The 16142-nt window shown below is 48.0% G+C and carries 1 protein-coding gene; it reads left to right on the top strand.

Annotated elements, in window-relative coordinates; translation table 11 throughout:
• Positions 1 to 8 precede the first annotated feature (8 nt).
• The gene (locus tag U2H13_RS09630; protein ID WP_376700792.1) at positions 9 to 16133 is read left to right on the top strand and encodes a non-ribosomal peptide synthase/polyketide synthase; all 16125 of its coding nucleotides are present in this window, start codon (positions 9 to 11) and stop codon (positions 16131 to 16133) included.
• The last annotated feature ends 9 nt before the right edge of the window (positions 16134 to 16142 follow it).

Genomic DNA, 16142 nt, shown 5'->3' with positions numbered 1-16142 from the left:
GTGCTCCAATGTCGGTATTTAAAAACCAAGAAACGTACTGGGAAAACCTGTTTGATGAAGAAGACGGCCTAAGCGCATTCCCTTACTTTAAAGCAGCGGATAAAGCATCGTTGGCCCGTACCGGCTACCAGGAAAAATGCATCTGCCGTTCCTTATCTCCGGAAGTATCTCAAAGAATCATGACAATGGCGAATCATTCCGATATGGCCGCCTATCTGATTTTATTGGCGGGTATTGAATGCTTGTTGTATAAATATACGGATCAAACGAGCCTGATTCTTGGCATTCCGACGGTATCGAAGCAAAAAGCCGACCAGTCAGCCGTTAACAACATTGTCCTCTTAAAAAATACGCTTTCAAACGAGAGCACATTTAAAACCGTATTCGGGCAGCTGAAAGAAGCCGTTAATGATTCTCTGAAAAATCAAAACCTGCCGTTTAGAAAAATGGTCCGGCATCTGAGCGTGCAATACAATGACGAGCATATGCCTTTGATTCATACCGTCGTTTCGCTTAACGAAATTCATTCCTTGCAATTTAAAGAAGATACTGCAGCCGATACGCTGTTTCACTTTGATTTGGAGAACAACGGGATTCATTTGAAGCTTTTTTATAACGGCAATCTGTACGATGAGCACTATATCAATCAAATTGTATCCCATTTGGATCAGCTGCTGTCTGTGATCCTGTTTCAGCCTCAAGCCGCGATCCATACGGCAGAGATCTTACCGGAAGCGGAAAAACAGAAGCTATTGTTTGATTTTAACGACACCGTCAGAGATTTCTCCGGGAGCAGAACAGTCTATCAATTATTTGAAGAGCAGGCAGAAAGAACGCCTGAGCATACGGCCGTCAAGTTTAAAAACGACCATTTGACGTACAGGGAACTGAATGAGAAGGCGAACCGTTTGGCAAGAACATTGCGTAATTGCGGGGTTCAACCCGATACGTTAGTCGCCATTCTCGCTGATCGTTCATTAGAGATGATCGTATCCATTATAGCCGTTTGGAAGGCAGGGGGCGCTTATGTGCCCCTGGATCCTGACTATCCAAAAGAGCGGCTTCAATATTTGCTTCATGATGCGGATGCAGACGTTCTCCTTGTTCAGCATCATTTAAAAAACAGTCTCGCCTTTGACGGACCGGTGATCGATTTGAATGATGAAACATCATACCATGCCGATTGCTCATTGTTATCACCAGTAGCGGAACACAGCCATTTAGCCTATGTCATTTATACGTCGGGTACTACAGGAAAGCCGAAAGGGGTCATGGTTGAACACGGCGGCATTGTAAACTCGCTCCAATGGAAGAAGGCGTTTTTTAAGCATTCTCCGGCGGATCGCGTGCTTGTCTTGTACCCGTATGTTTTTGATGCGTTCATTTTAAATTTCTTCGGCCCGCTCATCTCGGGAGCAACTTTGCACCTTTTGCCTAATGAAGAGAATAAAGAAACTTTCGCCATTCAAAATGCCATAAAACAAGAGAGAATTACTCATTTCTCAACTTCTCCCCGTCTTCTGAAAACGATGATCGAACAGATGAACAGAGAGGATTTCATCCATGTTCAGCATGTTGTTGTAGGCGGTGAGCAGCTGGAAACAGATACAGTTGAGAAGCTGCATTCTCTGCAGCCTCGCATTCGGATCAATAATGAATACGGACCGACAGAAAACAGCGTGGTATCTACATTTCACCCTGTTCAGTCCGCTGATGAACAGATCACAATCGGCAGCCCGGTGGCCAACCATCAAGCTTATATTTTAGGAGCGCACCATCAAATCCAGCCGATCGGCGTACCGGGAGAGCTGTATGTCGGAGGAGCGGGAGTGGCCCGCGGCTACCTCAATCGGCCTGAATTGACGGAGGAAAAATTTGTGGAGCATCTGCATGTCCCTGGTCAAAAGATGTATAAAACGGGGGATCTCGCCAGATGGATGCCAGATGGACGGATTGAATATTTAGGGCGGATTGATCATCAAGTGAAAATTCGCGGCTACCGGATTGAGACCGGCGAGGTAGAGGCAGCTATGTTCAACCTGGAAAACGTTCGTGAAGCCGCAGTCGTCGCGCGGGAAGGCGCAGACGGGGCCAAACAATTGTATGCCTATTATGTCGGCGAGTCTTCTCTGACCGCTGCGCAGTTCAGAGAAGACTTATCCCGGGAACTGCCGAATTATATGATTCCCTCCCGTTTTATCCCTTTGGAACGCATTCCGCTCACTTCCAATGGAAAGATTGATCTGAAAGCTTTGCCTGCTGCTGACGAAAATACGCGGACGGAAAACGAATACATACCCCCGCGGAACACAATAGAAGAACTGCTGGCGTCCATCTGGCAAGAAGTATTAGGGGCAGAACGTATAGGAATTCTGGATAATTTCTTTGATTTTGGCGGAGATTCGATTAAATCAATTCAGGTGTCATCCAGATTGTATCAAGCCGGATACAAGGTTGATATGAAGCATTTGTTTAAACACCCCTCGATTGCTGAACTTAGTCAGTTTGTAGCGCCGGTCAGCAGGGTGGCTGATCAAGGAGAAGTGAATGGCGGAACCAAGCTGACCCCGATACAGCATTGGTTTTTTGAGCAAAAAATGCCGCATGCACACCATTACAATCAGGCCGTCATGTTATATTCGGCGGAAGGCTTTCAAGAGGCTCCGCTTCGCCGGACGATGGAACGGATCGCGTCGCATCACGATGCCTTGAGGATGATTTTTGAAAAAACGCCGGATGGATACGCTCCGCGAATTACAGGAACAGATGAAAGTGAACTATACCATCTGGAAGTGATGAATTATAAAGGGGAAACCGAACCGGCTCAAGCGATTGCCGATAAAGCGAATGAGATTCAAAGCAGCATGGTATTAGACAAAGGGCCATTGATGAAGCTCGGTTTGTTCCAATGTCCGGACGGAGATCATTTGCTGATTGCAATTCATCATTTGCTGATTGACGGAGTATCCTGGCGTATTTTACTCGAAGATTTTGCAAGCGGTTATGAACAGGCAGAACGCGGACAAACGATCCAGCTCCCGCAAAAAACAGATTCGTTTCCATTCTGGGCCGATCAATTGTCCAAATATGCGGCGGAAACCGATATGGAAGAGGAGATTGCGTATTGGACTGAGCTTTCAAGTATAAAGCCTCAGCCATTGCCTAAGGACACTATCAGCGAAAGATCGTTATTAAGAGACAGCGAAGAAGTGACGATTCAATGGACAAAAGAGGAAACGGAGCAATTATTAAAACATGCGAACCGCGCCTACAACACGGATATCAACGATCTGCTGCTGACTTCGTTAGGGCTGGCTGTTCACAAGTGGACAGGCACGGAAGACATTGTCGTGAATTTGGAAGGCCACGGGAGAGAACCGATTATTCCGGATGCTGACATTTCCCGCACGATAGGATGGTTCACAAGCCAGTACCCTGTCGTCCTGAGGATGGAAGCCGGAAAAAACCTGTCGCAGCGGATCAAGATCGTAAAAGAAGGGCTGCGCCGTATCCCTGACAAAGGAATGAATTACAGCATCATCAAATATATATCCGGGCATCCGGAAGCCGACAGCCTGCGGCTGAATCCGGAGATATCGTTTAACTATTTGGGACAATTTGACCAAGACCTGAAGCATCAGGCTTTGCGCATCTCGCCTTTTTCCACAGGGTTATCAATGAACGAAAACCAAGAGAGAACGGCCGTGCTTGATTTGAACGGCATGATTGCCGAAGGGACATTATCACTGACACTGAGCTACAGCAGCAAACAATACGAAAGATCTACTATGGCGCAATTTGCCCGGGGGTTGAAAGAAAGTCTGCAAGAAGTCATTGCGCATTGCGTAAGCCGGCAGCAGACTTCTCTCACACCAAGTGACATCCTGTTAAAAGATATCTCAATCGACGAACTGGAACAGCTTTTGGAGCAGACGCGTGAATTAGGCGAAGCGGAAAATATTTATCCATTAACGCCGATGCAGAAGGGCATGCTGTTTCACAGCTTATTTGATCCGAATTCAGGTGCTTATTTTCAGCAAACGATGTTTGATCTGCATGGAGATCTGGAGATTGATTCATTTTCAAAAAGCTTGGACGGCTTATCGCAAAAATATGACATTTTCCGCACGAATTTTTACAGAGGCTGGAAGGATCAGCCGCTCCAAATCATATTCAAAACGAAAAAAATCGGTTTTCAATTCAATGACTTACGAGAGATGAAGGAATCACAAAAAGAAGCGATGATTCAGCAGTATGCCAGAGAAGATAAGATGCGGGGGTTCGACTTAGAAAAAGGCGCGTTAATGCGGTTATTCATCCTTCGTACGGATGAAAAAACATACCGTTTTATCTGGAGTTTCCACCATATTTTGATGGACGGCTGGTGCCTGCCGCTGATTACAAAAGAAATATTCGAGAATTACTTTGCCTTGCTTCAGCAAAAGCAGCCTGAACAATCATCAATTACTCCGTACAGTCAATATATTGAATGGCTCGGCCGGCAAGATGCGAAAGAGGCCACGGCTTATTGGGATCAGTACTTGGAGGGATATGAGGAGCAAACTGGCCTTCCTAAGGATCACCATGCAGCGGAAGACGGACGATACGTTCCTGAAAAAGTGGCGTGTGACATAAGCTCCGATCTCACTTCGAAAATGAAGCGGACGGCAGGCAAGCATCATGTCACGCTGAACACGCTGCTGCAGACAGCATGGGCGGTTTTGCTGCAGAAATATAACCGAAGCCGGGACGTTGTGTTTGGAAGTGTTGTATCCGGAAGACCTGCTGGAATTCCAAACGTGGAAACCATGATCGGCTTATTCATTAACACCATTCCCGTCCGGTTCCGGTGTGAAGCAGGGACAACGTTTGCCGGGCTTATGAAAGAGGCGCAGGAAAGGGCTGTAGCGTCTCAACAATTTGAGACGCACCCGCTGTACGATATTCAAGCGCGTACAACGCAAAAGCAAGATTTAATTACACATTTAATGATATTCGAAAATTATCCGGTTGATCAGTATATGGAAAGTATAGGCCGCCAGAACGGAACATCCATCAAAATTTCCAACGTACAAATGGAAGAACAGACCAACTACGATTTTAATTTGACCGTTATACCGGGCGACGAGATGAACATCTCTTTTGAATACAATGCAAATGTGTATGAGCGGGCAAGCATAGAGCGGGTTCGGGAACATTTCATGCAAATCCTGCATCAAGTCGTGACAGATGCGGATATCCGGGTGGATCAAGTGGAATTGTTAACGGAAGGCGAAAGAAAAACCCTTCTGCAGACGCTTAACGACACGGCCGCGCCGTTTCCGCAGACGCCGGTTCATCAATTATTTGAAGAGCAATCGCAGCGTACGCCCGATCAAGCAGCCGTCATTGATAAGGATAGGCAGCTCACGTACGGAGAGCTCAATAAGCGGGCCAACCGCCTGGCGCGAACGTTAAGAGCGAAAGGAGTGCAGACGGATCAGCCTGTAGCCATCATCACAAGAAACAGCATCGAATCGGTGGTCGGAATCCTTGCCGTTTTAAAATCAGGCGGAGCCTATGTCCCTATAGATCCGGAATATCCGCAAGACCGCATCCGGTATATGCTGGATGACTCCCAAGCCGGAATCGTTTTAATGCAGCGGGATGTCAGGAAACAGCTTGCCTATGAAGGCGTCACGGTTTTACTTGATGATGAAAGTTCTTATCACCAAGATGGCTCTGACCTTGCTCCGATAAATGATGCGAGCCATTTGGCATATGTCATTTATACGTCAGGTTCCACAGGCCGGCCCAAAGGCGTACTAATCGAGCACCGAGGCTTGTCCAATTATATTTGGTGGGCGAAAGAGGTTTATGTAAAAGGCGAGAAAGCCAACTTCCCATTGTATTCGTCAATTTCTTTTGATCTGACGGTGACTTCTATTTTCATGCCGCTTGTCACAGGCAATGCAATCATCGTCTATGACGGAGAGGATAAAACAGCTCTGCTTGAATCGATTGTGCGGGACCCGAGGGTGGATATCATTAAATTGACCCCGGCCCATTTGCAGGTTTTGAAAGAAATGAACATTGCCGATCAAACGGCTGTCCGTAGAATGATTGTGGGCGGGGAAAACTTAAGCACCCGGTTAGCCCGCAGCATTCATGAACAGTTCGAGGGCCGGATTGAAATATGCAATGAGTACGGACCGACGGAAACCGTTGTCGGCTGCATGATTTACCGTTACGATGCCGCAAAGGACAGGCGGGAATCGGTACCGATCGGAACCGCTGCGGCAAACACGAGCATTTACGTTCTTGATGAAAATATGAAACCCGCACCGATCGGTGTCCCGGGAGAAATCTATATCAGCGGCGCCGGTGTGGCAAGAGGATATTTGAACCGTCCCGAATTAACGGCAGAGAAATTTGTCGATGACCCGTTTGAGCCCGGAGCGAAGATGTATAAGACCGGAGATTTGGCGAAGTGGCTGGCGGACGGAAACATTGAATATGCGGGCAGAATAGATGAACAAGTGAAAATCAGAGGCTATCGTATCGAATTAGGCGAGATCGAGGCGGCACTGCTTCAAGAAGAAGCGATCAAGGAAGCTGTCGTTACAGCCAGAGAGGACGTCCACGGATTTAAACAATTGTGTGCATATTACGTGAGCGGCGGACAAACAACGGCAGCCCGGCTCCGGAAACAATTGTCTCAAACCCTTGCAAGTTATATGGTTCCGGCTTATTTTATCGAGCTTGATGAAATGCCTTTAACTTCTAACGGAAAAATAAACAAAAAAGGGCTGCCTGCTCCGGATTTCGAGCTGCAGGACAGAGCAGAGTATAAAGCTCCCCGAACAAAAGCGGAAGAAATATTAGTTTCTGCCTGGGAATCGGTATTAGGCGCTGAAAACGTCAGTATTCTTGATAATTTCTTTGACCTTGGCGGAGATTCCATTAAATCCATTCAAGTATCCTCCAGATTAAATCAGCAAGGATACAAAATGGAAATCAAAGACTTGTTTCAATATGCAACAATTGCAGAATTGAGTCCGCATATCAAGCAGAATCTGCGTATAGCCGATCAAGGTGAAGTCAAAGGAAAAGTCAGCCTGACTCCTATTCAGCATTGGTTCTTTGATCACATAACGACAGATCAGCATTATTACAATCAAGCCGTCATGCTGCATGCGCCGGAAGGTTTTCAGGAAACGCAGCTTCGTCAAACCCTGCAAAAGCTTGCTGAACATCACGATGCGCTCCGCATGACGTTCCGGACTACAGAAAATGGCTGTGAGGCACAGAATGAAGAAATCGCCCAAAGCGGACTGTACCGCTTAGAAGTCCTGAATCTGAAAGAAGATTCCGATCCGGGACGGACAATTGAAGCCAAGGCTGATGAGATACAAAGCAGTATGCGTTTAAGTGATGGGCCGTTAATGAAAGCCGGGTTGTTTCAATGCGCAAATGGAGATCATCTGCTCATTGCCATCCATCATTTGATTATAGACGGGATTTCATGGCGCATCTTACTGGAAGATATCGTTAGCGGCTACAAGCAAGCCGAGAACGGGCGAGTGATTCAACTGCCGCAAAAAACAGACTCTTTCCAATTATGGGCTAAGAGACTGTCAGAATACGCGCAAAGTGAAACCATAAAACAAGAACAGGAATATTGGACAAAGATCGAACAAACCGAAGTCAAACCGCTGCCTAAAGATTTTCATGAAACCCATACAACTGCAAAAGACAGTGAAACAGCAGCTGTGGAATGGACGAAAGAGGAAACGGAGCTCTTATTAAAACAAGCGAATCGCGCTTATAACACGGAAATAAACGATTTGCTCTTAACTTCTCTGGGTCTTTCCATATCGCATTGGTCAGGACTGGAACAAATTCCGATTCATTTAGAGGGACACGGCCGAGAACAGATTATACAGGATATAGATATCTCCCGCACGGCCGGGTGGTTTACAAGTCTGTATCCGGTTGTGCTGCACGCGCAGCCGGGCAAAGAAATCTCTGATTATATCAAGACGACCAAAGAAGGATTGCGTCAAATTCCGCATAAAGGGATCGGATATGGAATAGCAAGGTACTTAAGCGGCGGAATGCCATCGAAACTCAATCCTGAGATCAGCTTTAACTACCTGGGACAGTTTGACCAAGATTTACAGCAGCATGGGGTTCAATTATCTTCTTATTCTTGCGGTTCAGACTCAAGCGGAAATCAAGAAAGACCGTATGTATTGAATATAAACGGAATGATCACCGAGGGCCGGCTGAAGCTTACGATCAGCTACAGCAGCAAACAGTACGCAAAAGAAACGATCATGCGGTTATCGGAAACGATTCAAAGCCGCCTGCGGACCATCATTACGCATTGCGTTCATAAAGAACAATCGGAACTGACGCCAAGCGATATTTTGTTAAAAGGCATGTCCATTGACGAATTGGATCAGCTCCTCATTCAACTGCCGCATGCAGGTGAGGTTGAAAACGTGTATCCGCTCACTCCGATGCAGAAAGGAATGCTCTTCCACAGCCTGCTGGACGAGGCCTCAAGTTCTTATTTTGAACAAGCATCGTTCGATTTGCAGGGAGAGTTAAAGATTGATTGGTTTAAAGCAAGCCTTGAACGATTATTTGAAACATACGCCGTGCTCAGAACCCGTTTTTACAGCGGCTGGAACGATACTCCTTTACAAATTGTCTATAAAACGCAAACACCGCAAATTCATTTTGCAGATTTGCGTGATAGAGAGGAGCACCTGAGAGAGGATGCAATCGCAGCCTATCAAAGAGAAGATAAGGCAAAAGGATTTGACTTGGCTCAGGATCGGCTGATGCGCATAGCGATTTTCCGTATGGAAGACCGCAAATATCATTTGATTTGGAGCTTCCATCATATTGTGATGGATGGCTGGTGCCTGTCTCTTATCACGAAGGAAGTGTTTGATCATTATAGCGCCTTACAGGAAGGCAGGGAACCAGAACCGTCATCGGCAGCTCCTTACAGCGACTATATCGAGTGGCTTGACCGCCAAGATCAGGGAGCGGCAAAGCGGTACTGGAGCGGGTATCTTGAAGGATATAAAGGTGAAACCACGCTTCTTCATAAAATAGAGCAGCATGAACAAAAAGAATACGCCTATGCCAATGTGATCTGCCGATTTAATCACGAACAGACAAAACAATTACAGCAGATCGCAAATCAGCATCAGGTTACATTAAATACGTTGATCCAAACGTTATGGGCAGTTTTATTACAGAAATACAGCGGGTCCGCAGACGTTGTCTTCGGCAGTGTTGTGTCGGGAAGGCCGGCGGAAATTCCTGATGTGGAACAGATGATCGGCCTGTTCATCAATACCATTCCGGTTCGCATCCGCTGCGATGAAGACAGCACTTTTGCTGATACGATGCAAATGGTTCAACAAAACGCGCTGGCTTCCCAATCGTACGATACCTATCCTTTATACGAAATTCAGGCCCAAACGGAACAAAAGCAAAACTTAATTGATCATATCATGATCTTTGAAAATTATCCGATAGGGCAGCAAGTCGAAGAGGGTCATGATGCTGCGGATTTAAATATCGTGAATTTCCATATAGAAGAACATACTCATTACGATTTTAATGTAGTTGTCATCCCTGGCGAACAACTCACCATTCATTTTGATTTCAACCAAAATGAATATGGACAATCAGAGGCAGAGCGGATTCGCGGACATTTTGAACAGCTCATTCACCAAATTTTGCAGCAGCCGTCTGTCAAAATAGAAGAAATGGAACTTCTGACGCAGCAAGAAAAAGAACAGCTGCACAGCCGTTTTCAGTCTAACGAAATGCATTACCCACGTGAACAAACGATTCATCAGCTGTTCGAGGAACAAGCACTCCGGACGCCGGACCATGAGGCGGTTATATTCGAGGAGCAGCGTATGACTTACCTTGAGTTAAATGAACGGGCCAATCAACTAGCACGCACTTTACGAGCTGAAGGCCTACAGGCCGACCAGCTTGTTGCGATCATGGCTGAGCGTTCTCTAGAAATGATGGTCGGGATTTATGCAATCCTGAAAGCGGGAGGCGCTTATGTGCCAATCGACCCGGATTACCCGGAGGAACGCATCCGCTACATCCTTGAAGATTCAGGAGCGACCCTGCTGCTGTCACAGCGTCACGTGAAAGAACGGGTTGCTTTTGCAGGAACGGTCATCGATCTCGATGATACTTCCGTTTATGATGATGACGTTTCTAACTTGGAGCCGCTGTCCGGTGCGGGCGATAGGGCATATGTAATTTACACGTCCGGATCGACCGGCAAGCCCAAGGGGGTTATGGTTGAACATCGTCCGGTTATAAACCGGTTGATGTGGATGCAAAAGGCTTATCCGATCGGCTGCGGCGATACGATTTTACAAAAGACAGCGATCACCTTCGACGTCTCGGTATGGGAGCTGTTCTGGTGGGCTTTGACCGGTGCGAAGGTGTGCCTGCTTCCGCTCGGCGGAGAGAAAGACCCTGAGGTGATTTGGAACACAATAGAAGAGCAAAGTATCACGACAATGCATTTCGTCCCGGCGATGCTGCACGCCTTCCTGAAGTTTGCGGAAACACAGACGGCGAGCGGACAGACAAGCAAGCTGCGTACGTTGCGGCAAGTGTTTGCAAGCGGCGAGGCATTAATGCCGGCACATACGGCAAGATTTCATCGCCTTATTACGCCTGTGAACGGTGCCCGACTGATCAACCTGTACGGCCCGACGGAAGCAACGGTCGATGTCTCGTACTTTAACTGCGAAGCGAACCAAGCGTATGCATCAGTACCGATCGGCAAGCCGATCTCGAATATACAGCTGTATATGATGGCACCGGGATCAATGCGTCTACAGCCAGTCGGAGTACCGGGAGAGCTTTGCATCGCAGGCGACGGACTGGCGAGGGGGTACCTGAACCGTCCGGAGCTGACTGCGGAGAAGTTCGTGGATCATCCGTTCGAACCCGGCAAACGGATGTACCGGACGGGCGATCTGGCGAGATGGCTGCCGGACGGTAACATCGAATATTTGGGACGGATCGATCATCAGGTGAAAATTCGAGGATACAGGATCGAACTCGGCGAGGTGGAAGCTCAGCTCTTAAAGATAGGGTCGGTACAGGAAGCAGTAGTCACCGCTCTTGAAGACGGAGACGGAGAAAAGCAGCTATGCGCATACTTTTCAGCGAACACCGAGCTGATGGTGAGCGAGCTGCGAATAGCGCTGTCGCAGGAACTGCCGGGGTATATGATCCCGTCGTACTTTATCCAACTGGAGCGTTTGCCGTTAACGGCAAACGGAAAAGTCGACCGCAAAGCATTGCCGGCACCAGAAGGAGGCGTGCAAACAGGGATCGAATACGTTGCTCCCCGTACAGCGGCGGAAGCGCAGCTGGCGCATATCTGGAAAGAGGTGCTTGGACTTCCGCGTATCGGCGTGAAAGACAACTTCTTCGACATCGGCGGTCACTCGCTGCGGGCAACGACGCTGACGGCGAAGCTGCACAAAGAGATGGGGGTCAGCCTGCCGCTGCGGGAAGTGTTTCGATCGCCAACAATTGAAGAAATGGCAGAAACGATTACCGGAATGAAACACACAGCATATACATCTATCCCGACCGTTGACGCAAAAGAATACTATGCCGTCTCCTCGGCGCAAAAACGGCTGTATATTTTGAATCAGCTGAAAGGCGGAGAGCTGAGCTACAACATGCCGAGTGTCATGAGAGCCGATGGAGCTCTGGATCGGGAACTTGTCGAGAAGGCGATCCGCAAGCTGATTCAGCGCCATGAAACGCTGCGTACCGGCTTTGAACTGATAGATGGAGAACCGGTGCAGCGGATTTATGACGACGTCCCATTTGCAGTGGAATTCACTCAGGCGAAAGAAGAACAGGCGGAAGCCCTCGTTCATGGGTTTGTGCGGGCATTTGACTTGGAGAAAGCGCCGCTGCTGCGGGTAGGACTGATCGAGCTTGCAAAAGACCGCCATTTGCTGCTGTTTGACATGCATCATATCATTTCCGACGGCGTATCTATCAAGAATTTGATTGAAGAGTTCGTTTCATTATATGAAGGAAAAGAATTGCCGCCATTAAGGGTTCAGTATAAAGATTATGCGGCGTGGCAGCTGTCGGATATGCAAAGCGAACGGATGAAGAAACAGGAAGCGTACTGGCTGGATGTGTTCAGCGGAGAGGTTCCGGTGCTGGATATGCCAACCGACTACGGAAGACCGGCTGCGCGGAGCTTTGAAGGAGGACAAATCGAGTTTGTCATCGGACCGGAGTTGACGGAACAGCTGAAAGGCTTGGCGGTGAAGAGCGAAAGCACGCTGTACATGGTGCTGCTGGCTGCTTATACGACCATGCTGGCCAAATACAGCGGGCAAGAAGACATCGTAGTAGGCAGCCCGATTGCCGGAAGAACCCATTCGGATTTGGAAAGCTTAATCGGCATGTTCGTGGGCACACTGGCGATACGAACGAATCCGGTCGGGGAAAAAACATTCCGGGAGTACGTGCAGGAAGTCAAAGAACATACATTAAAAGCATACGAAAACCAGGAGTATCCATTCGACGAACTGGTGGACAAGCTGAATGTGTCCCGGGATTTCAGCCGCCATCCGCTGTTTGACACGATGTTCATATGGCAAAACACAGAACGGGGAGAATTGAGCCTCGATGATGTGCGTTTTACCCCTTATCCGGACAACCATGCGATGGCGAAGTTCGACCTGACGTTCCAAGCGGCAGAAAATGAAGACGGAATTACAGGTATGATCAGTTACGCGGCAGCGCTGTACAAGCAGGAAACTGCGGAACGCATGGCAAAGCACTTTATCCAATTGATCGAGGCGATTGCGAATGATCCGCAGGCGCCGCTTTCATCGCTGGAGATGATCATCGCGAAGGAGAAAGAACAGATTGTGGAGAGATGGGGCCAACCGGCGATAGACTGCCCAAGGGACAAAACAATTCACCAATTGTTCGAGGAGCAGGCGGAGCGCACGCCGGAACATACGGCCGCAGTTTACGAGAAAAGCCGATTCACATACCGTGAGCTGAATGAGCGGGCCAACCGCCTGGCGCGGATTTTAAGAAGCGAAGGCGTGCAGCCTGACCAGCCTGTGGGTATTCTGGCAGAACGTTCTCTGGAAATGATCGTGGGGATTATGGCGATCCTGAAAGCCGGGGGCGCGTATGTGCCGATGGATCCGGACAGTCCGCAGGAACGCATCCGCTATATTCTGGAGGATTCAGGAGCAAAGGTTCTGCTGGCACAGCCCCATTTACAAGATCGTGTATCCTTTGCCGGAGAGATTTTACTGCTGAATGACGAACGAATGAACAGCGGGGACGGCTCGAATCTGGTGACGGCAGCCGGACCGGATCACTTGGCGTATGTGATCTACACATCAGGCACAACCGGCAAGCCAAAAGGCACGCTGATTGAGCATCGCCAGGTCCTTCATTTGATGGAGGGGCTCCGCGGACAAGTGTACGGTGCTTATGATTCGGGATTGCGTGTGTCTCTGTTGGCACCGTACTATTTCGACGCATCGGTCAAGCAAATTTTCGCGGCACTGTTAGGGGGACATGCACTGTATATCGTCCCTAAAGCATCAGTATCAGACGGTTATACCTTGTCAAACTATTATCGCACCCACCGCATTGACGTAACAGACGGAACACCGTCACATTTGCAATTGCTTATCGCTGCAGACAGCCTTCATGGGATAACGATCCGGCACATGCTTATTGGAGGAGAGGCGCTCCCGCAGGCGACGGCGGCGCAATTGCTTGAATTGTTCGCTTCGAACGGGTCATCAATGCCGCTCATAACCAATGTATACGGTCCGACGGAAACCTGTGTGGATGCATCGGTCTTTCATATCGTACCGGGGACATTGGCATCCGCTGACGACGGCGGTTACGTGCCGATCGGCAAACCGCTGGGCAACAACCGTGTGTATATTGTTGATTCCCATGATCAAATGCTGCCTATAGGTGTAAAGGGTGAGCTGTGCATCGCCGGAGACGGAGTAGGACGAGGGTATCTGAACTTGCCTGAATTAACGGGTGAAAAGTTTGTGGCCGATCCGTTTGTAATCGGAGAGCGGATGTATAAAACAGGCGATCTTGCCCGTTACCTGCCGGATGGAAACATTGAATATGCCGGAAGAAAGGATCATCAGGTTAAAATTCGCGGTTACCGGATCGAACTTGGCGAGGTGGAAGCCGCTCTTCTCAACATCGAGCATGTACAAGAAGCGGTGATCCTGGCCAGAGAAAATGCAGAGGGGCAAAGCGATTTGTATGCCTATTATACAGGGGAGAAGTCACTGCCGATCAATCAGCTTAAAGAAAAACTCTCCGATCAAATACCAGGCTACATGGTTCCTTCATACTTGATGCAGCTGGAGCAAATGCCGTTAACCTCCAATGGAAAAGTGAATCGCAGCGCGTTACCGCTGCCTGAAGCAGGCTTGCAGACCGGGATTGACTATGTTGCTCCAAGGACAAAACCGGAAGAGCAGCTGGTTCACATCTGGAAAGAAGTATTGAAGGTAGAACAAGTCGGCGTAAAAGATAACTTTTTCGATCTCGGCGGGCATTCGTTACGGGGGATGACGCTCGTTACCAAGATCCATAAGCAATTCGACAAAAGTATTTCATTGAGAGAAGTGTTTCAATACCCGACGATTGAAGAAATGGCGAGGGTCATTGCAGGCGCGGAAACCAGCGGACCGGATGAAATCCCTGTTGCAGAAGCCAAAGATGTTTATCCTGTATCTTCTGTACAAAAGATGGTTTACCTGTCTACACAAATTGAAGGCGGAGAACTAAGTTACAACATGCCGGGGATTTTGACATTGGAAGGCAGGATCGACATGAATCGTTTACAATCTGCGTTCCAAAGTCTGATCCAGCGCCATGAATCGCTACAAACCGGATTTGAAATGGTCCGCGGAGAGCTGGTGCAGGTGATCAAGCCGCAGGCGGATTTCTCTATAGAAAGGTACAAAGCAGCTGATGAGCAGGTCGAGGAGCTGTTCCGCAATTTCGTGCGGCCTTTCGATCTCAGTCAGGCTCCGTTGCTTCGGGCCGGACTCATCGAATTAGAACAGGACAGACATGTTTTCATGTTTGACATGCATCATATCGTTTCAGACGGCGCTTCTATGAATATTTTTGTTGAAGAACTGATTCAATTGTATGACGGCAAAGAATTAACCCCGCTCCGGATTCAATACAAAGATTACACTGTATGGCAGCAGCAGGCGGAGCAGAGGGAACGCATCAAGAGGCAGGAGAACTATTGGCTGAACGTATTTCATGAGGAACTCCCGCCATTTGAGCTGCCGAAAGATTTTGCCAGACCGAGAATTCGAAGCTTTGAAGGCAAGCGATACAATTTCGCTCTCGATGAGACCGTGGTCCAGGGGATAAAACAGATGGAAGAATTGACCGGATCGACCGCTTACATGATCTTGCTGTCAGCCTATAACATACTGCTGGCCAAATACAGCGGTCAGGAAGATATCGTCGTCGGTACGCCTATTGCGGGAAGAATGCATGAAGATTTACAGCATATTATCGGGATGTTTGTGAATACGCTGGCCATCCGTACGGCCCCGGCTGGAGAAAAGACCTTTATGGACTATGTAACGGAAACAAAAGAAACGATGCTGAAAGCTTATGAAAATCAAGAATATCCTTTTGAAGAATTAGTTGAGAAACTGGGAGTGAAACGGGACTTAAGCCGTAGTCCGTTATTCGATACGATGTTTGTTCTGCAAAATACGGAACAAACGGATATCGAATTGGACTCTCTCGCGGTCAGACCATATGAACAAACAAATACGGCGGCCAAATTTGATTTACAGCTGACCTTCGTGATGAATCCGCACGAGATACAAGGAAGCTTTGAGTACTGCACGAAGCTGTTCAAACAGAAAACCATCGCTACGCTGAGCAAGGATTACGCCATGATTCTGTCGGCGATCATAAAAGACCCATCGATTCCTTTAAAAGAAATTCAATTAAGTGAGAAAGTAAACAAAAGTGAACACTTTGCAAGCGAAATCGAATTGAATTTCTAAAAACGGCCG

Origin of the sequence: Bacillus sp. A1 (genome assembly GCF_042296235.1) — a bacterium.
Lineage (GTDB): Bacteria > Bacillota > Bacilli > Bacillales > Bacillaceae > Bacillus > Bacillus velezensis.
This window is presented reverse-complemented; position numbering and strand designations above follow the sequence as displayed.

Coding starts and splice junctions, on each gene's coding strand:
- U2H13_RS09630 (WP_376700792.1), top strand. CDS start 9: ATGTCGGTATTTAAAAACCAAGAAACGTACTGGGAAAACCTGTTTGAT.